This is a genomic window from Bordetella flabilis, from assembly GCF_001676725.1.
In the GTDB taxonomy this organism is placed as follows: domain Bacteria; phylum Pseudomonadota; class Gammaproteobacteria; order Burkholderiales; family Burkholderiaceae_B; genus Bordetella_C; species Bordetella_C flabilis.
This window is the reverse complement of the sequence record NZ_CP016172.1, coordinates 1,132,500-1,151,681: the sequence shown is the minus strand read 5'-3', so window position 1 is coordinate 1,151,681 and position 19,182 is coordinate 1,132,500. Positions and strand designations below refer to the sequence as shown.

Here is a 19,182-nt window from a genome sequence, read left to right as displayed (position 1 = left end):
GCTTGTCCGCTCGCCAGCAGCCCGGCGGCCTGCTGATGGCCGCCGCATGGGCAGGTCAATCCAGTTGCAGATGCGCCTCGGAAACCACCTTCTTCCACTTGTCGATTTCGGCGCGACGGAAGGTGTCGAGCGCGGCGGGCGTGGAGCCGACGATCTCCGCGCCCATGTCCTGCAGTTGCGTGGCGACCTGCGGGTCCTTCAGCACCTGGGCCAGCGCCTGGGAGACCTTGTCGGTGACGGCGGTCGGCGTGCCGGCCGGCGCGAACACGGCATTCCATTCGTACGAGGCGTAGCCCGGCACACCGGATTCCGCGATGGTCGGCAGGTCCGGCATGGCCGGGGACCGTTGCGCGCCGCCGGACGCGATCGCGCGCAGCTTGCCGCCCTTCACGTGCGGCCACGAGGAGGCCATGCTGGCGAACATCACGGGCACCTGGCCGGCCATGACGTCGACCATGGCCGGACCGCCGCCCTTGTAGGCAACGTGCTGCAGATCCGTGTGCGCCAGCAGGTTGAACAATGCGCCGGCCAGGTGCTGCGCGGAGCCCGGGCCCGCCGATGCGAAGTACACCTTTTCGCCATCGGTCTTCTGGCCCAGCTTGATCAGGTCCGCCACGGTCTTGACCGGATACGAGGGCGTCACCACCAGTATGTTGGGCACGCGCAGCAGCAGCGACACCGGCGCGAAATCGCGCAAGGTGTCGAACATCATCTTGCTGTGCAAGGCCGGGTTCTGCCCATGGTTGGACGCGTCCAGCATCAGCGTGTAGCCGTCCGGCGCGGCCTTGGCCACGACTGCGCCGCCTATCATGCCGCCCGCGCCGCCACGGTTTTCAATGATGACCGGCTGTCCCAGCACGGCCGCCAGCCGTGGCCCGAGCAGGCGCGCCACGACATCCACGGTACCGCCGGGCGGATAGGTCACCACCAGCGTGATGGGGCGCTCGGGGTATGCCGCGGCCGCGGCGGCCGTCGCGGTGGCCATGACGGCCGCCGCAAACCAGCGGCCGGCGCGGCGCGCCAGCCGGGGCAAGGTATTGAGGTTCATCTGGAGTCTCCTTGGGGGTGGTATCGCTGCGAGGCTATCGCCTTCACTCGGGAACAGGGGCCGGGCGCGGCCAGCGCGCTCCTAGGTTTCGGATGGCGTGCCGGGCCGGGCGGGCGGCAGGACTGGCGACGCCGGGCGGGCCAATCCGAACAGGCGCGCGGGTGTATCGCCCAGCACCGCGGCGCGCTCGTCCGGGTCTTCCACCCAGGCGTCCAGCCAGCGGCGCACGGGTGCATAGGCAATGTGCCGGTGTTCGGTGTGCGGCCAGTCGCTGCCCCACATCAGGCGGGCCGCGGTATACGCGCGCATCAGCTGCCGCGCGGCCGCGCGGCCCGCATCCGCCGCCTCGCCGGCGGGCCAGTTGCGGTAGGCGCCCGACAGCTTCACCCACACGCGGCCGCTGTCGGCCTGGCGCAGCAGATAGGCAAAGCCCGGATCGGCGATACCCGACGCGGGATCGGGCCGCCCGAAGTGGTCCACCACGATGGGGCAGCCCGCGGCCAGCAGCGCGGGCATGACTTCGGGCAGGCGCGCGGCGGGCAGATGCACTTCCACGTGCCAGCCCAGGGCCGCGACCCGTTCCAGCGTCCCGCGCCACGGCTGGTCCTGCAGCGCGGGCGTGGGCTGGCCCATCAGGTTCAGCCGTATGCCCACCACGCCCGCCTCGGCCATTTCGGTCAGTGTGTCCTGGGCGGCCCCGGGGGCGACCACCGCGACCCCACGCAGCGCGGAAGGGCAAGCGCGCAGCGCGCGCAACAGGTATGCGTTATCGGTGCCCAGGAAACTCGGCTGCACCAGCACGCCGTGCGACAGGCCATGGGTGCGCAGCAGCGCCAGGTAATCCTCCGGCCGCGCCTCGTAGTCCGGCGTGTAGCGCCGGCCCTCGGACAACCCCAAGCCCCGTACGAAGACATGGGCATGCGCGTCGACGGCGGGCGCGGCAGCGGCGGGAACGGCGGGCAATGTGGGCTCCAGGACAGGTGGCAGGCCGGCGAGACGATAAGGACGCTGAGTACTCGGTACAGGCTTGATGCGCTCGATACACCCCGCCCGATCGCCGCATTCTAGGAAAGCCAGCTATAGTCATCTATCCATCCAATTGGCTTTTTATATATCGCTTCGATATGGAGACCCGGCATCTCCGCTATTTCCTGGCCGTGGTCGACCACGGCAGCGTCAGCCGTGCGGCCGCGTGGCTGGGCCTGGCCCAGCCGGCGCTCAGCCAGGCGCTGGCCCGCATGGAAAAGGACCTGGGCGTGCGGCTGTTCGAGCGCTCGCGGCGCGGCGCCCTGCCGACAGCGGCCGCCCGCGCCATCCTGGAGGACGTGCGCGCCAGCGTGGCGCGCATCGACGCCGCGCAGCAGCGCGCCCGGGACATCGGCCGCGGCAGCGCCGGCCAGCTCAACGTCGGCCTGGTTTCCTCCGCCCTGTTCGATACGCTGCCGCGCGCGCTACGCCAGCTGCGCGAGCGCGCGCCCGGCGTGCGCGTCATCCTGCACGAAATGAGCAATGCCGCGCAGGCCGAGGCCCTGCAGAACGGCGAGATCGATATCGGCCTGATGCACACGCCGGTCGCCGTGGGCGGCCGCATGCGCGAACGCCAGTTGCTGCGCGATCGGCTCGTCGCCGCGGTACCCGACGAGTTCGACGTGGCGCCCGACGGCACCGTCACGCTGGCGCAGGTGGCGCAAGCCGGCCTGGTGCTATACCCCCAGGCCCAATTGCCCGTGCTGTATGCCGGCATCATGGACGCCCTGCGCAAGGCCGGCCACGCGCCCTTTGTCGCGCAGGAAGCCAACCGCACCCTGACCGTGCTGGCCTGCGTGGCCGGCGGCTGCGGCGTCGGCCTGCTCCCCAGCTGGATACGCTCCCTGGACTTCCGCGGCGTACGCTTCTGCGAGGTCGCCGATGGCGGCGATCTGCCCAGCTTCGACCTCAGCGCCATCTGGCCGGCCCGCTCCGTGCCCACCCTGGCCGATCTCTTCGCCAGCCTCGACCTGGGCGCGACGCCCTGACGGCGGATTCGTCCCGGCCCGCCCCCCCGTACAAGCCAAGGCCCGAGTGCGCCACCCGTTGCGCCAGGTATTAGCCAGCGCCGCTCCTTTCCGGCCATCGGGATGTGCCCCATGGCGGCCCCGGCCCTTTTACGCCATAGTCTGTCGGCCGGCGCGATCCAGCCCGGCACCCCGCCGCCCATGCTGAACACCGCGCTCAAATACTTCCTCGAAGTCGTCAACACCGGATCGCTGACCGTGGCCGCGCAGGCCCTGCACGTCGCGCCCTCTGCCGTCAGCCGCATGATCCGCAAGCTCGAAGACGAATACAGCACCGTCCTTTTCGACCGCCATGCGCGGGGCATGGTCCTGACCGAGTCCGGCGAACTCCTGGCCGCCTACGCGCGCCGCGCGTACCTCGAGGCCGAACGCGCCCGCTCCGACATCCGCGACCTGAGCCAGGTCGGCCAGCGCATGGTCAAGATCTCCGCCAACCAGGCCTTCGGCCGCGACCTGCTGCCGCGCCTGATCGGCGAATTCCGCCGCATCGAGCCCAGCGTGCACTTCCAGCTGGACATCCTGCAGTCCGCGGAAGTGAACCGGCGCGTGCGCGAAGGCAAGGACGACATCGGCGTCAGCTACGGCCTCTCCGCGCCCGAAGGCGTACACGTCCAGTATGTCGGCATCCTGCCCGTCTGCGCCATCATGCCCCCCGAACACCCGCTGGCCGCCCGCGCCACGGTCTCCATGCAGGAAGTCGCGGCCCATCCGGTCGCCCTGATGGGCCACGGCAGCACCATCCGCTTCATCGTCGAACTCTGCTGCATGCACGAAGGCATCGACCTGAACGTCATCATGACCAGCAACAACATGGGGGCCCTGCAAAACTTCAGCCGCACCTACGGCCCGATCATCTTCGGCAGCCGCCTCACCGTCCAGGCCGCCATCCAGCGCGGCGAGCTCGTCGCCGTCCCCATCACCAACGCCGACCTGCACCAGCGCCACTTCCACATCCAGACCATGCTCGGCCGCGAACTGCCCGCCAGCATCACCCGCTTCGTCCAAGCCATCATCAAAGAAGTCGCCGCGGAAACCTGAGCAGCCACGCCCCAGGCCCCGCACCGCCCATGCCCCAGCCGTCGCACGAGCCGCAGCCGGGCACAAACTGCAGACGGCACAAATTGCAGACGCGCACAACCCGCAACGCACGTCACATCTACACCACGCCCACACCTCCACCCCAAGTGCACCAGACGCCCCAGATGCACCCGATGCACCCGATGCACCAGATGCACCAGATGCACCAGATGCACCAGATGCACCAGATGCACCAGATGCATCCCCCGCGTAAGGCCGTGACCGCCCCGCTGGGGGGCGGTCACGGCCGGGCACCGACCACTCTTCCATCAGCGCACACCGCACAGCGAAGCGGCAAGAACCCACCCCGTCTCCAGCAGCCGTGGCGGGCTGGCACCGTAGTCTGGCGGGGTGGTCGCCTGCCGGGGCCGGGCCGTGAAGGCCGAGCTAGCTGGCGCGAAGGGAGGCGCGCCGCACGGGTCCGGACCGGGACACCGGTGCGCAGCGGCCGCCGGACGAGCGTGCGACGCGGTGTCCGGCGCCCCGGGGCGCCAGACCGGCCGCCCGGCACGGCCCCGGCAGGCGACCACCCCGCCGGACGGGCCAAGCAAACCACCGCCACTCCTACGTGGCCAGTCAGACCACCCGACCAATCCCACCCACCCCACACGGCTCGCCAAAGCGGTGCCACGGGCCCAATGAAGAACAAAAGCTAATCACCCATCTCCGCGGCCCACGCAGGCTCCACCCAACCCACCTCCGTATCGATCGGCCACACCGGACGCGGCAGGCGCTTGAAATCCATCCGCTTCAGGTTGGGCGTCGTCAGCCCCGGACTATCCACATCATGAATCCGATCCGGCGTAAAGAACTCATCGAACCCCGCCCGATAATGCCCCCGGCTTTTCACGATCAGGCACCGCACGGAACCCAGATCCACCCCATGCATCTCCACCATCCCCGGCTCCGCAAGCTGACGCCGCAGGCTTCCCACCACCACCCGCATCCCTGAATCCTCCAACCGCAGCAACGCACTAGGGCCCAGAGAAAACTTCCGGCCCTGCATCACCCCGCGCCGCCCCACACCCTCCCCGTCCGTCAAGCGCACCACGGTCGCCCGCGCCTCGAACCGCCGCGAATACTCGGTCTCCTCCGAATTGAACACCGCGTCCAGCACCGCCCCCTCCCCCGCCGCGTGCGCTCGTCCCGCCAGCGCCGGGTCCACGAAAACCCCCAGCACCGCACCCGGTATCCGCGCCTCGTGGAACGCCGCCAACAGCCACGACGTATTGCCGCGCCCGCCACCGCCGGGGTTGTCCGCCACGTCGGCGAACAGCAGCGGCACCGTGGACCCGCGCGCCAAGGCCACTGCCCGCTCCACATCGATCATGTCCGGCACATAGCGATGCCGGTCTGCCCAAGCCGCGCGCGCCAGCGCCAGCGCGGTGCGGCGCGCCGCGCGCTCGTCCCCGCGTGCCGTCACCGTAACCGTCAACCCGCATTTGGGAATATCCGCGAACACGAAACCGCCCATCACCGACACATTCGCGATAGGCCCTTGCCCCGGCGCAGCCATACAGGCCTGCGCCTGCGCGATCAGGTCGGCATAAGGACCCTGCCGTGTGCCCAGCGTCACCGAAGGCGGCGTCAACGGCAGCCGGATGTGCGCGGTGGCCGTCTTCATCCCGCCGAACATCTCGTGCAGCAGGTCGGCCGCCTCCGCCGCGCGCTCGCGCTGGTCCACATGCGGATTGGTGCGATAGCCGATCAGCGCGTCCAACGCCTGCACCGTGCGCGCCGACACATTCGCGTGCAGGTCATGCGTGGCGACGATCGGCACGTCCGGGCCCACCATCCGCCGCAGCATCTCCATCAATACCGCTTCCGTATCGTCCTCGCCTTCGGCGCTGGACGCCCCGTGGTTCGCCACATAGATCGCGTCCACCGGCAACGCCGCCTGCAGGCGCGCGCGCACCTGGTCCAGGAATTCCCGCCATACGTCCGCGCTCGCCGGACCGCCGGGTGGGGCGCCCACCACGATCAGCGGCACCGGCTGCCACGCGCCGCGCGCATCCATGCGCTGGTAGAACCCCGGCAATTCGCTGGGCAGATGGCTTACCTGGCGCGCCAGCTCGGTAATGCGCTCGCCCTCTTCCCAGCACTGCGCGCGGAAATCCGCCTCCACGGACAGCGGCGCGAAGGCGTTCGATTCGAGATGGAAGCCCAGGATGGCAACCCTTGGATCATCGACGGTCATCGCGGTAGCTCCTTCACGCCTTGCGCACGGTGTAGAACAGCGGCAGTTGCGGCTGGAAGTCCTTCCATTCCGAGCCGATGGCGCTGACCTGGTACGACGCCCCCAACGGGATGTACGGCACATCCTCGATCACCTGCAGCTGGATCTGCTCGCAGATCTTCTTCTGGCTTGCCAGGTCCGGCGCGTTGAACCAATCCTGTCGCAGTTCCTCCAGCCTGGCGCTGGTCGGCCAGCCCCACCAGGCCTGCTTGCCATTGCCGCGCAGCGCAAGATGGCCTGCCGGATCCAGGTTGTTGGGCCCGGTAAGCCCGGTGAAGGCGACGTTCCATCCGCCCTTGGAGATCGGCTCCTGGCTGTTGCGGCGCTGCACCGCGGTGCCCCAATCCATGGTCTGCACGTCCACGTTCAGGCCGATGCGCTTGAACAGGTCCGCGGTCACCAGCGCCGCCGCGTGGTAGGCCGGGAAGTCCGCCGGATCGATCAGCACGATGCGCTCGCCCTTGTAGCCGGCCGCCTTGATGGCGGCACGCACCTTGTCCAGGTCGCGCTTGCCCGTCAGCTTGTCCATGCCGGCTTCCGTGGCCATCGGCGTGCCGATCACGAACACGCCCATGCGGTCGCTCCAATACTCCGGGAACTCGGTGCCGTTGATCGCCGTCATGTATTCGGTCTGGTTGACCGACGCCAGGATGGCGCGGCGCATCAGGACGTTGTCGAAGGGCGGCTGCAACTGGTTGAAGCGCATGATGGCCACCGTGGGCAGGCTGCGCTTGACCAGCGCAATGCTGGGGTCGCTCTTGAGCATGCCCAGGAAATCGTTGTCCACCTGCTCGACGCCGTCGACTTCATGCGCCTGCAGGGCCGCGACGGCGGTGGCGCGGTCCGGCACCACGTTCCAGCGCACTTCGTCCATGTGGGCGATCTTCGGGCCCGCGCTGAACGACGGCGGGAAGCTGTCCTTGCGCGGCACATAGCCCTGGAATTTCTCGTACACCACGCGCGAGCCGGATACCCATTGGTCGCGCATGAAGCGGAACGGCCCACTGCCGATCATTTCCGTCACGGGCTTGTCCTCGGGACCGGTGGCCAGGCGTTCCGGCAGGATGGCCGCCATGCTGCCGGTCTGGCGGCCCAGGGCGTGCAGCAGCAGCGGGAACGGCTTCTTCAGCTTGAACTCCAACTGCTTGTCGCTCAAAGCCGTCATCTCCGCGGTGGCGCCCAGCAAGGATTTGCCCATCAGGTCGCGCAGCGCCCAGCGGCGGATGCTCGCCACCGCATCCTGGGCGCGCACCGGCGATCCATCGTGGAACACCAGGCCTTCGCGCAGCGTGATCACCCAGCGCAGGCCGTCCGCATCCATCTGGTGGCCGGCCGCCATCTGCGGATGCGGCTGATAGCTTGCGTCCATGCCGTACAGCGTGTCGAACACCATCTGGGCGTGGTTCTGGGTAATCGTGGCGGTGGTGAAGGTCGGGTCCAGCAAGGTCAGGTCGGTTTGCGGTATCCAGCGGAACTCGACGCGCGGCGCCGCCCTGAGGACGCCGGGCAAGGTAAACGCCGCCGCGCTGGCGGACGAAGCGATAAGGAATTTCCTGCGGTCCATGCTTAGCTCCAGGAAAGAAAGGATGAGGCCATCGCCGCGGCGGGGACGGCGCCAGGGGTACGACGGAAGCCTCGGCGTGCCGGCGCAAGACTCCTTGCCGCGTGGACTAGCCCTGGAGAACCAGGGGTGCAGCCTTCAACGCATAGAGACTCAATACAGCCCGCCGACGCGGTGGCGGGCCACGAAATGGCCAGGCCCCACCTCTTCGAGCGGACGGACTTCGGGTTCGTAGCCCAGCGGACGCACCGGGCTGGGCAGTTCGCTGTTGTCGGCGCGCGCAGGGCGCCGCCGCGTCGGGTCGGGCACCGGCACGGCCTGCATCAGCTTGCGGGTATAGGGATGCTGCGGGTTCTCGAACACCGACTGGCGCGGGCCGATTTCGACGATCTGCCCCAGGTACATCACGGCCACGCGGTGGCTGATGCGTTCGACGACCGCCATATCGTGGGAGATGAACAGGTAGGAGACGCCCAGCTCGCGTTGCAGGTCGATCAGCAGGTTGACGATCTGGGCCTGGATCGAAACGTCGAGCGCCGACACCGACTCGTCCGCGATCAGGACGCGCGGATCCACCGACAGGGCGCGCGCGATGCAGATGCGCTGGCGCTGTCCGCCGGAAAACTGGTGCGGCCAGCGGTCGGCCGTGGCGGGATCCAGGCCGACGCGCGCCATCAGCGACGCCACGCGGCGGTCGGCTTCCGCGCCGCCGGCCACGCCATGGATCAACATCGGCTCCTTGATCGATTCGCCCACCCGCATGCGCGGATTGAGCGAGGCGAACGGATCCTGGAAGACGAACTGCATGCCGCGCCGCAGCGAGCGCAGCGACACGGGATCGTCGCGGCGCACCGCGCGGCCATCGAATTCCACCGTGCCCGACGTGATGCGCGCCAGCTGCAATATCGAGCGCCCCGTCGTGGTCTTGCCGCAGCCCGACTCGCCCACGAGCGCCAGCGTCTCGCCCGGGTGCAGGTCGAAGCTGACCTTCTCCACGGCATGGACCCGGCGCTTGACGCGTGCCAGGATGCCGGCGCGCACGTCGAAACGGGTGACCAGGTCCCGCACCCGCAGGATAGGGTGTTTGCCGGGCGCCATGCCGGAAGGCGGGGCCGATGCTGCTGCTTCCGGTTCCGGTTCCGCTGTCGCTTGCGCTGCCGCTGCGGACGCGGGTCGAGCCACGTGCTCGGGTGCGGGCTCGGGCTCGGGCTCGGATGCGGACACGGGTGCCGATGCTGGTTCGGATGCCGGCTCCGCCTCCACCAGGTCGAAGCGCGCCGGCGCGTCCGTGCCGCGCATCGCGCCCAGCTTGGGCGCGGCGGCCATCAGCGCCCGGGTATAGGGTTCGCGCGGCCGCGCGAACAGCGCGACGGCGTCGTTGGTCTCGATGGCCCGTCCATGCCGCATCACCATGACGCGATCGGCCACCTCGGCCACCACGCCCATGTCGTGCGTAATGAAGATCACGCCCATGTCCATGTCCCGCTGCAGCGCGCGGATAAGCTCCAGGATCTGCGCCTGGATGGTGACGTCCAGCGCCGTGGTCGGCTCGTCGGCGATCAGCAGGGCGGGTTTGCAGGACAGCGCCATGGCGATCATCACGCGCTGCCGCATGCCCCCGGACAATTCATGCGGATAGCGGCGCAGCGCCGCCGCGGCGTCCGGTATCCGCACCCGGTCCAGGATGCGGCATGCCTCGGCCTGGGCCGAGCGCGCATCGCCCGGCTGGTGCAAACGGATGGCCTCGACGATCTGGGCGCCGATCGTCATCACGGGATTGAGCGAGGTCATCGGCTCCTGGAACACCATGCCCACGTCGGCGCCCCGCATGGCGCGCATCTGCTCCGGCCCTGCCCTGACCAGATCGACGCGCGCGCCGTCGGGCCGGTGGAACACCATGCTGCCCTGCGTGATGCGGCCGCCGCCGAACTCCACCAGCCGCATGATGGCCAGCGACGTCACCGACTTGCCCGAGCCCGACTCGCCCACGATGGCGAGCGTTTCGCCGCGGTCCACATGCAGGCTGATCTCCCGCACCGCCTGCACCGAGCGGGCGCCATGGCCGAAGGTCACGCTGAGGCCGGTCACATCGAGCACGCGTCGGCCGGCGGATGGGGCCTGCTGGTCCATGCGTCAGATCCTCCCCGCCATGCGCGGATCGATGGCATCGCGCAGGCCGTCGCCCAGCATATTGACGGCCAGTATCGTGATGGACAGGAAGACCGCCGGAAAGGCGATCAGGTAGGGCTTGATCTGCCAGAGGGCGCGGCCCTCCGCCATGATGTTGCCCCACGACGGAATCGCCGGCGGCACGCCGGCGCCGATAAAGGACAGGCCGGCCTCGGCAAGGATGGCCACGCCGCAGATATAGGTCGCCTGCACCGTCAGGGGCGCGATGGTGTTGGGCAGGATATGGCGCAGCACGATGCGCAGCTTGCCCGCGCCGGCCGCCACGGCGGATTCCACATAAGGCTGCTCGCGCAGCGACAGCACCAGGCCGCGCACCAGGCGCACCACGCGCGGCACCTCGGCCACGGTGATGGCGATGATGACTATGTGCAGGGACGCGCGCGTCAGCGAGATCAGCGCGATCGCCAGCAGGATGGTCGGTATCGACATGAAGCCGTCCATGATGCGCATGGCGACCGCGTCGACCCAGCGCAGGAAGCCGGCCGCCAGGCCGATCGCCACGCCGATCACCGTGGACAGGATGGCGACGGAGAAGCCCACGATCAGCGATACGCGCGCCCCGTAGATGACGCGCGAATACACGTCGCGGCCCAGCAGGTCCGTGCCGAACCAGAAGCGCGCGCTGGGCGGCCGCGTGCGGTTCACGGGCGACAGCGCGGTGGGATCCACGGTGCCGAGCCAGGGCGCCAGCAAGGCCACGAAGGCCAGCAACAATAGAAGCGCGCCGCCGATCGCGATGGTGGGATGCGCGCGCAGCGCCTTCAGCAAGGCCCGCATCAGTATTTGATCCTTGGGTCGAAGACGCGATAGAGCAGGTCCACCGCCAGGTTGATCAGCACGTACATGAAACTGAACAACAGGATGACGCCCTGGATGACGGGGTAATCGCGGCGCAGGATCGCGTCTACCGTAAGGCGGCCGAGTCCGGGGATGGAGAACACCGTTTCGGTGATGACGGTGCCGCTGATCAGCAGCGCCACCCCGCTGCCGACCACGGTGAGTATGGGCACGGCCGCGTTCTTAAGCGCATGCCGGAACAATAGCGCGCGGTCGTGCACGCCCTTGGCGCGCGCCGTCCGCACATAGTCCTGCGACAGCGTTTCCAGCAGCGTGGCGCGGGTAATGCGGGTGATCAGGGCGATATAGACGCTGCCCAGCGCCAGGGCCGGCAGCACCAGCGTGTGCAGGGACGCCCCCACGCCGCGCGCGAAGGGCACATAGCCCTGCACCGGGAACCAGCGCAGTTGCAGGCCCAGTACCCAGGCCAGCAGATAACCCACGACGAAGGACGGAACGGAAAATCCCAGCACGGCGCTGACCATGATGCCGCGGTCCTGCCAGGCATTGTGCCGCCACGCCGCCAGCGCGCCCAGGGGCACGGCCACCAGTACCGACAGGATCAGCGTCATCACCATCAGGCTGAAGGTCGGCGCGAGCCGCTGCCCGATCATGTAGCTGACGGGCTGGCTGGTGAAGAGCGAGGTCCCCAGGTCGCCATGCAGCACCGCCCATATCCAATGGCCGAAGCGCAGCAGGAAGGGCTGGTCCAGTCCGAGGGTGGCCCGGATGCGGGCGATGTCCTGGGCGGTGGCATCCTCGCCCGCCAGCAGCGCCGCGGGATCGCCAGGCGCCAGATCGAGCAGGCCGAACACGAACAGCGCGACGAACAGCATGACGGGCAAGGTCGCGAGCAGGCGGCGCAGGATGTACGAGAACATCGGACCTCGTCGATAAGCGTCACAACAGTGGACCCCGGGCGCGATGCCTCATGCTGACTGGCATGACGCGTACAGGCCCTGGCGCGGCGCACAAATTCTATGGGTCGGCCCGTGCGCGCAACAATTTCAATATTGTCGAGAAGCCGTTGCCCAAATTAGAACGCGCCGGAAGGCCAATGAACACGCGGCTTTCGGCGGACCCCGTAGTCGCCCTGATGGGGATATCCCCAGCATGATCGATACCGGCGCGCGGCGCCCGATGCGGCGCTTCGGCCTAGCCCGCGCGGACCAAGGCCGCGTCCGGCGGCGCGGTGACGAGGCCGCCACGGAAATCCAGTGGCGGCTGCGCGCGCAATCGCTGCAGGTCCGGCAAGGGCCGGCCCAGATCGGGAATCCGCGCCCAAGCCCATTCCAGCGATTTGCAGGCTTCGAGCAGCGCCAGGTCCTGGCGGAATCCGCCGATCACCTGCATGCCGAAAGGCATGCCCGCGTGGTCGCGCCCGCAAGGCATGGACAACGCCGGATTGGTCATCAGGGTAACGACATAGGTCAGAGCCAGCCAGCGGTAGTAGTTTTCCAGCGGCTTGCCGTTGATCCGGTCCAGCGCCAGTTGCGTCCACGCGAAGGGCGTCACGGGCGTGGTGGGCGAGAGGATGATGTCGTAGTCCTGGAACAGGGACTGGAACGACTTGAACATGCGGGTCTGGTCCAGGTGCGCGGCGGTATGGTCGGCCAGCGTCATCGAGGCGCCCATCTCGTAGTTGGCGCGCGGGTTGGGGCCGAGATTCGCCGGGTCCCGTTCGTAGGCATCGCGATAACGGGCCACATAGTTGGCGGCGCGGATCACGTCGAAGCAGCGGTCGGCGGCCGCCAGGTCCGGCTGCACGGGCGCGCAGCTTTTGAACAGATGCCGCATTGACTCGATGCGGGACAGGAATACCCGCCGGATATCGTCGTCGACATCGCAGACACCGAAGTCCACGGTGTAGCCGACACGCAGGCTGGCGAGATCGCGTTGCCGCAACCGGGCGAAGGCCGTGGCGTCCACGTCGTACGAAAGCGGGTCGTTGTCGGAACGCCCCGCGATCGCGGACAGATGCAGGCCCACATCGTCCATGCAGCGTCCCATGGGCCCGACGACGGAGATGGGCGTCCATCCCAGCGCTCGCCGCTCGACCGGCACCAGGCCGGGTGAAGGCCGGAAACCGACGACGCCGCACTTGGCCGCCGGGATGCGCAGCGATCCGCCGGTGTCCGAGCCGGTGCAGAGCGGCAGCATGTCGGTGGCCAGTGCCACCGCGGAACCGCCGGAGGAGCCCCCGCAATTCAGGCGCGGATCGAAGGGGTTGCCGGTGGCGCCCCACACGGGATTGCGCGTGTTGGCGCCCGCGCCCAGTTCGGGGACATTGGTCTTGCCGACCACGATGGCGCCCGCAGCCCGCATGCGCGCCACCATCAGGTTGTCGGCCGCCGGCACATGGTTGCGATACATGGGCGATCCATAGGTGGTGAGCAGGCCCTCGGTCTCTTCCAGGTCTTTTACGCCGAACGGCAGCCCATGAAGGACGCCAAGCGGGTCGCCGCGCAATACGGCGGCTTCGGCGGCGCGGGCTTCCTGCCTCGCGCGGTCGAAGCAGGTCGCGGTGACCGCGTTGAGATACGGGTTGATGGCCTCGATGCGCGCCAGGCAGGCCTGCAACAATTCGACGGGCGAGATCGCCTTGGCGCCGATGGCGTGGCGCAGTTCGAGGGCGGACCAGGAAGTCAGGGGTTGGGGCATGGATCGCACGGACGGTGGGCGACGACCGATTCTGGAAGTCGATGCGGAGACTGTCCATTAGAGTTTTTCGCAACAGGCCTTCTGTTAATTGGAAAGCCATGCCCGCCCACCGGGGCTTCCGATGCTCGCCGCCTGTTCCGTCCCCTCCCGATCGGCAGCACCATGCCGGCGGAGGCAAATACAGCATATAGGCAGTATGACGATCGCTGGGTCGCCTCAGCGCGAGGCCGCGCCCTGTCCTTGTCGCTTCCCTTTGCCCCTGGCAATCCTCCCCATCGTGGAAGTGCGGTGCGGGCCTACTTCGAAAACTTGTTGCCGGACAGCAAAGACATCCGTGAACGGGTGGCGCGCAGATACCGGGCCGATTCCACCGATGCCTTCGACTTGCTGGCTCAGGTGGGGCGCGATTGCGCGGGCGCGCTCCAGCTCCTGCCCGAGGGCATGGCACCGGAGGACGCCACATCGGTCCAGGCGACCCCCTGGGCGAGGCCGACGTGGCCGGATTGCTGCGCGCGGCGCTTGCACCCGGCCCTATGGCCGGCGCCGCGCATGCCGGGACGAAAGACTTGCGCATTTCCATCGCCGGCGCGCAGGAGAAAACGGCACTTTTGCGCTACGAAGGGCGGTGGTGCCGCCCACATGGCGTGACGCCGACCACCCACATTTTCAAGCTACCCATGGGGCGGGTAGGCAACATGCAGTTGGACCTCGCCGAGTCCGTGGAGAACGAGTGGCTCTGCGCAGAAATTCTGCGCGCCCACGGCCTGCCCGTGGCCGAGTGCGAACCGCTGCAGTTCGAAGACATGAAGGTGCTGTCGGTGACGCGCTTCGACCGCGCCTGGTTTACCAACGACAAAAAGCGCACGTGGCTGGTCCGGCTGCCACAGGAAGACATGTGCCAGGCCACAGGCACGCCACCGCACCTGAAGTACGAGGCCGACGGAGGGCCTGGCATGGGCCGCGTCATGGGTTTGCTCGATACCTCCATGCAAGCCGAGCGTGATAAGCGCCTCTTTTTCCAGGCGCAATTGCTCTTGTGGATGTTGTGGGCACCCGATGGCCATGCCAAGAACTTCAGCGTGTTCCTGCGGCCTGGCGGTGGCTATGGGCTCACACCCTTGTATGGCGTGTTGTCCGCGCTACCGTTCCTGGGCGAGGGACCCGGCAAGCTGTCTCCCTTCAGGGCGAAGATGGCCATGGCCGTGCGGTCGAAAAACGCGCATTGGCTCATGCGCGAGATCGGGCGGCGGCACTGGCTGATCGCCGGCGAGCGCCATGGCGTCGTCACGCCCGATGGACGCGGCGCCCGTTTCGTGGTCGACGATCTGGTGGCGCGCACGCCGGAAGTCGTACACGCGGTCCGCGCCAGGCTGCCGCAAGGGTTTCCCTAGCCGCTGGCCGAGCGCATCCTGGAAGGACTGCAGGCTTCGGCCGACAAGCTCGCCGACTGAGCGCAAAGGGTCATGGTGCGTCCTCCGGCCTCCGCGCGCATCCGTGACATTCCGCGGATCCTCGGACGGCATCAGCCAACTTCGGCCAGTTTCAGGCGGCGGCCTTCCCGTTGCGGCGCCACCCAGCGCGTCAAGCGGCCCAGGATGCCTCGGCCCACACCCGCGCCTCGGCCTTGCGGGCCGACAGCGAAAGGCCCAGGCGACGGCTTTCCGTCAGCGCCTGGCGCCAGCAGGCGACCGCGCGTGCGCCGTCGCCCTGCTTGTCCCAGGCATCGCCCAGCAGGCACAGGTATTCGCCGCGCAGGAACTCCGTACCGAACATTTCCATAATGGCGCCCGCGCGCTCCAACGCGCCCATGGCCGCGTCGGCATGGTCCCAGGCCAGGTGCGCCTGGGCCAGCAGCAATTCCATGGTGGAGCGCAACACCGGCATGCCCTCGGCACATGCCCGGACCGCGCTTTCGATATCGGCGACGGCCGTCGCGTCGCCGCCGCGCGCGCGGGCCCAGCCCGCCCAGCCCTGCGCGAGTTCGTTCCACAACAGGAAATCCGTCTTGCCGGCCACCGGCGCGAGGCGTTGCGCCACTTCCTGTGTCGCGTCCTCGTCCCCGCGCAACCAGTGCACCTTCGTCAGGATGCTCAGGCAAAGCACCCGGGTGGCGAGGTGATCCAGCCGCTCGGCGCTTTCGACACCCGCGCGCGCGCTCGCCAGTCCTTCCTGTTCGCGGCCCTGCAAGGTCAACGCAAGCCCCAGCATCGTCCTGGCAAGGCTCACCCCATCGGCCCCGCAGCAGGCATAGCGCAGGCTATGGTGCGGCTGCCCGCCCAGCGTCTGGATGCACAACCGCATCCAGCGCTCCGCGTTCACCGCGTCGCCCATCCACAGCCGCGTATAGCCGTAGGCGTATTGCGCCCAGCCCAGGTGCAGGCCTTCGGCCGCCTGTGCCGCATCGCGATGCATACGGTCGGCCAGTTGCAGGCTGTCCGCATGCGGACGCGTGCAGAACGCCACCATCCAGTCGCCCCACTGCTGCTGGAATTCCGTGTGCGGACCATCGCCGCTGTCGCGCAATTCCGCCGTGCGCGCGTAGGCGCGGGATGTCTCCGGCGCGCCGCCGCCCTTGAGCGCCGTGAACAGCGCACCGCGCAGCAACTGGCACTCCAGTTCGGCCTTGCGGCGGGCGTCCGGGTCCTCGATCAAGGCCAGCGCGCCCAGGGCGCGCTCGGACAGCGCCTGCGCCTCGCCGATCGCCGATTGCGCCAGGGCGTCGCGCATGGCCAGGCACCACCAGCGCGCCGCTTCCGGCCGGCCGGCCTGGTCCAGGTGCAAGGCGATATAGGCGGGTTCCGGTCCCTTCGCGCGCGGATCCATGTCCAGCAGGTACTGCGCAACCTGTTCATGCTGCCGGCGCCGTTCGCCGGGATTCAACGTCGTATAGATGGCCGCACGGATCAATTCATGGCGGAAACTCGCCGGCACGCCGTCATCGATCAGGCCGCGCCGGTGCAGTTCGCCGAGCAGGCGCGGAATATCGCGGCTGCTCAGGCCACCGGCTGCGGCGGCCCGTGCCAGCAGCGCGTCGTCCAGACGGCCGGCGACGGCGGCGAACTGCGCCAGCCGGCGCGCCGCCGGGTCCAGCGCCGACAGGCGCGAGGCGATCAGGTCGGCGACGACGGGCGTCACGCCGATGTCCCCGCCCAGCGCCACCTGGCGCACCATTTCTTCGGCGTACAAGGGGATGCCTTCGGCGCCGCTGACGATCTGGCTGCGCAGCCTGGGCGCCAGGCGCTGCCCGCGCGAGCGATGCACCACCAGTTCGGCCATGGCCTGTCGGTCCAGCGGCTTGAGCACCAGGTCGTGCGCCTGCCAGGTGCGCGAGAATTCCTCGCGCGCGGTCGTCAGCACCATCATGGGAGCCGCCTGCATCCGGCCCATCAGGGCCTGGATCAGCGCCAGGCTGGACTGGTCGGCCCAATGCAGGTCCTCCCAGATCAACAGCCGTGGCCGTCCCGGTTCGTCACGATGCGCCAGGATGGCGGCGAGCACCTCCACCAGCTGTCCGCGCGAGGCATCGCCCGGCACGGGCTCCCCGGGACCGCCCCGGCCGCTTTCCGGGAACAGCACCCGCCGCAGCCCGTCCCGCACGGAGGCATCGAGGCCGACGCGCTTGCAGAGAATGTCCACCGAACGTGAGCGCAGATCGCCCGCGGGGGCGTCGCTGATGTCGGTCGCGCCCCATTCCAGCGACAGGCGTCGCAACAGGTACTCGCGCACGGGATGGAACGGCGTGTCGCCATGTCCTTCGTGGCAGGCGAGCAGGCACACTTCGCCGCCGGTGCGGCGCACGTACTCCGCCATGACGCCGGCCAGCAGCGATTTGCCGATGCCCGGCTCGCCGCGCATCATCATCGCGGTGGGCGGATGGGCGGGCGGCAGCCGCGCCCACATGCGCACCAGGCTGTCGAATTCACGGACGCGCCCGAACATGCGGTGCACGCCCTGTCCTTCCAGCGGCGCTTCCAGGAGACACAGGTCGCGGCCATAGCGTTTCTCGCTGCGCACCCCGAACTGATCCGCCAGGCGATCGCGCACGGCGGCGCTCACCAGCACCTCGCCCGCCTCGGCGAGATAGCCCAGGCGCATGGCCTCCTGCGTGACCAGGGCTCCCGCGTCGGGCCGCTCGTCGGATTCGATCAGGGCGATGTCCGCGTGCAGGCCCATGCCCACCCGCACCCCCGGCGGCAGGGCCACATTACGGAAAGCGCAGGCCAGGCGCGCCCCGGCGTGGGTCGGCCGTTCGGTCAGCGAGGGATAGCCGAACACGATGGCCAGGTTGCTGGCCATGCCGCGCAGGACATGGCAGCCTTCCTTGCGCGCGAGATCCAGCAGATGCTTGCGCGCCATCTGCAGGCCGTGCAGGGTCTGCTCGGGATGCATGCCCGCGTCGTCCGGGGACAGGATCACCGCCAGCACCGCCAGCGGCCGGTATTGCCGCTCCCCGGGCAGCTCTGGAGGCGGCGGCTCGATCACGGCCATGCCGTCCTGCACCAGTTCGCGCGTTTCCTCGGAGGGCTCCGAGTCGTAGCGTTCCCGCATCACGGCAACGCAATCGTCGTAGGCCAGCAATGCAGCCTCGCGGTTGCCGCTGTCGCGCAGCAGGCGGATCAACTGGCGGTGCGCCCCCTCATCGTCGGGATGGGCCTGCACCCAGGATTTGGCGTGCTCCAGCGCGTCCGCATGGCGGCCCTGCTCGATCTGGCGGCTGAGCAGCGCCTTGCGGCATTCGGATATCTCGCGCTCGATGCGGGATTGCCAACTGGTACGCCAGCTGATGAAGGCGGGGCTTTCAGGCAATTCGGTGTATTCGAGCAGGCGACCGCGGTCGTAGGAGAGGCGCTCCTCCAGGCTCAAGGCTTCGTACCCCGGGCCACCGGTCAGGGCCAGCACATCCACCATGATGGCGCGCGGGTTGAGCGCCAGCGTGTTGTTGCTGGACAGCCACACGTCCGGCACGCGCTCGAAAAGCCGCCGCAGCACGAACAGGGCATGCCGCAGATTGGCGCGGCCGTCGCGCAGCTCGTCCGGCCACAGCATGTCCGCCAGTTCGGCGCGGGTGTACGGCTTGCCCTGGGCCAGCGCCAGCAGCGCCAGCAGCAGCCTCGGCTTGTTATAGGTGATGGCGCGCGTGCTCTGGACATCGCCCACGGCGACGTCGAATTCGCCCAGCAGACGGAGTTGCACGGGTCGCAGGAGGCTGGGATGCATGGCGGCCTGGGGCGGAACGAAGCGCCGCGCGGTCAGCGCGGGTCCCCGCCAAGCGTCGTGGACGTCAACATTGCAGTGCCCTTCCCCCTGATGAACTGTTTCCCGACCCGTTTCGAGGTGCTGCGATGCGATCCTCTTTGTACCTGTCGGCCGTTTAATCCGCGTTTAATCCATTTCACAGTGTAACGATTGTATGCCTGTTTGCTTCAACGGTGTGTTAACGCCGTCCGTCTAGGATGCGTTCCATCAACCGTTTGCCCGAGGCGGCAGCGGCGGCAGGCATCCCACCCAGGCCACACCG

13 protein-coding genes are annotated in these 19,182 nt (G+C 68.6%); 4 read left to right on the top strand and 9 right to left on the bottom strand.

Annotated features, from left to right (window positions below):
• Nucleotides 1–55: 55 nt before the first annotated feature.
• Together BAU07_RS05015 and BAU07_RS05010 are read right to left on the bottom strand one after the other, a co-directional pair.
• Complete coding sequence (locus tag BAU07_RS05015; protein WP_066654653.1) at nt 56–1,048, bottom strand: tripartite tricarboxylate transporter substrate binding protein; 993 nt, start codon at nt 1,046–1,048, stop codon at nt 56–58.
• A gap of 81 nt (nt 1,049–1,129) precedes the next feature.
• Nucleotides 1,130–2,011, bottom strand: coding sequence for an amidohydrolase family protein (locus tag BAU07_RS05010; RefSeq protein ID WP_066654651.1), 882 nt, complete (start codon nt 2,009–2,011; stop codon nt 1,130–1,132).
• Between the two features lie 161 nt (nt 2,012–2,172).
• On the opposite strand from BAU07_RS05010, the gene BAU07_RS05005 reads away from it, so the two are divergent.
• Nucleotides 2,173–3,063, top strand: a complete 891-nt coding sequence (locus tag BAU07_RS05005; protein WP_066654650.1) for a LysR family transcriptional regulator — start codon at nt 2,173–2,175, stop codon at nt 3,061–3,063.
• 180 nt (nt 3,064–3,243) lie between these two features.
• Nucleotides 3,244–4,140, top strand: coding sequence for a LysR family transcriptional regulator (locus BAU07_RS05000; protein ID WP_066664858.1), 897 nt, complete (start codon nt 3,244–3,246; stop codon nt 4,138–4,140).
• 691 nt (nt 4,141–4,831) lie between these two features.
• Here BAU07_RS05000 and BAU07_RS04995 read toward each other — a convergent pair.
• From BAU07_RS04995 to BAU07_RS04970, 6 genes are all read right to left on the bottom strand, one after another.
• Entirely contained in the window at nt 4,832–6,376 is a 1,545-nt protein-coding gene (locus BAU07_RS04995; RefSeq protein ID WP_066654649.1) for a M81 family metallopeptidase, read from the bottom strand.
• Between the two features lie 13 nt (nt 6,377–6,389).
• On the bottom strand, nt 6,390–7,979 hold the full coding sequence (locus tag BAU07_RS04990) for an ABC transporter substrate-binding protein (RefSeq protein WP_066654648.1): 1,590 nt from the start codon (nt 7,977–7,979) through the stop codon (nt 6,390–6,392).
• Between the two features lie 150 nt (nt 7,980–8,129).
• Nucleotides 8,130–10,106: a dipeptide ABC transporter ATP-binding protein gene (locus tag BAU07_RS04985; protein ID WP_066654647.1), complete on the bottom strand. Its 1,977-nt coding sequence runs from the start codon at nt 10,104–10,106 to the stop codon at nt 8,130–8,132.
• Between the two features lie 3 nt (nt 10,107–10,109).
• Nucleotides 10,110–10,943 carry an ABC transporter permease gene (locus tag BAU07_RS04980; RefSeq protein ID WP_066654645.1) on the bottom strand — a complete coding sequence of 278 codons (834 nt, stop codon included), beginning with the start codon at nt 10,941–10,943 and terminating at the stop codon, nt 10,110–10,112.
• Nucleotides 10,943–11,884 carry an ABC transporter permease gene (locus BAU07_RS04975; RefSeq protein WP_066654643.1) on the bottom strand — a complete coding sequence of 314 codons (942 nt, stop codon included), beginning with the start codon at nt 11,882–11,884 and terminating at the stop codon, nt 10,943–10,945. Before BAU07_RS04975 ends, BAU07_RS04980 begins: the two co-directional genes overlap by 1 nt.
• Nucleotides 11,885–12,158: 274 nt before the next feature.
• On the bottom strand, nt 12,159–13,664 hold the full coding sequence (locus tag BAU07_RS04970; protein ID WP_066654641.1) for an amidase: 1,506 nt from the start codon (nt 13,662–13,664) through the stop codon (nt 12,159–12,161).
• Between the two features lie 162 nt (nt 13,665–13,826).
• On the opposite strand from BAU07_RS04970, the gene BAU07_RS27780 reads away from it, so the two are divergent.
• A complete protein-coding gene (locus tag BAU07_RS27780; protein ID WP_415830482.1) occupies nt 13,827–14,312 on the top strand; it encodes a HipA N-terminal domain-containing protein in 486 nt (161 codons plus the stop codon).
• Entirely contained in the window at nt 14,231–15,055 is an 825-nt protein-coding gene (locus tag BAU07_RS04965) for a HipA domain-containing protein (RefSeq protein WP_415830481.1), read from the top strand. The genes BAU07_RS27780 and BAU07_RS04965 overlap by 82 nt, the downstream gene beginning before the upstream one ends.
• A 190-nt stretch (nt 15,056–15,245) precedes the next feature.
• Here BAU07_RS04965 and BAU07_RS04960 read toward each other — a convergent pair whose 3' ends face one another.
• The gene (locus BAU07_RS04960; protein WP_066654639.1) at nt 15,246–18,881 is read right to left on the bottom strand and encodes an AAA family ATPase; all 3,636 of its coding nucleotides are present in this window, start codon (nt 18,879–18,881) and stop codon (nt 15,246–15,248) included.
• Nucleotides 18,882–19,182 lie beyond the last annotated feature (301 nt).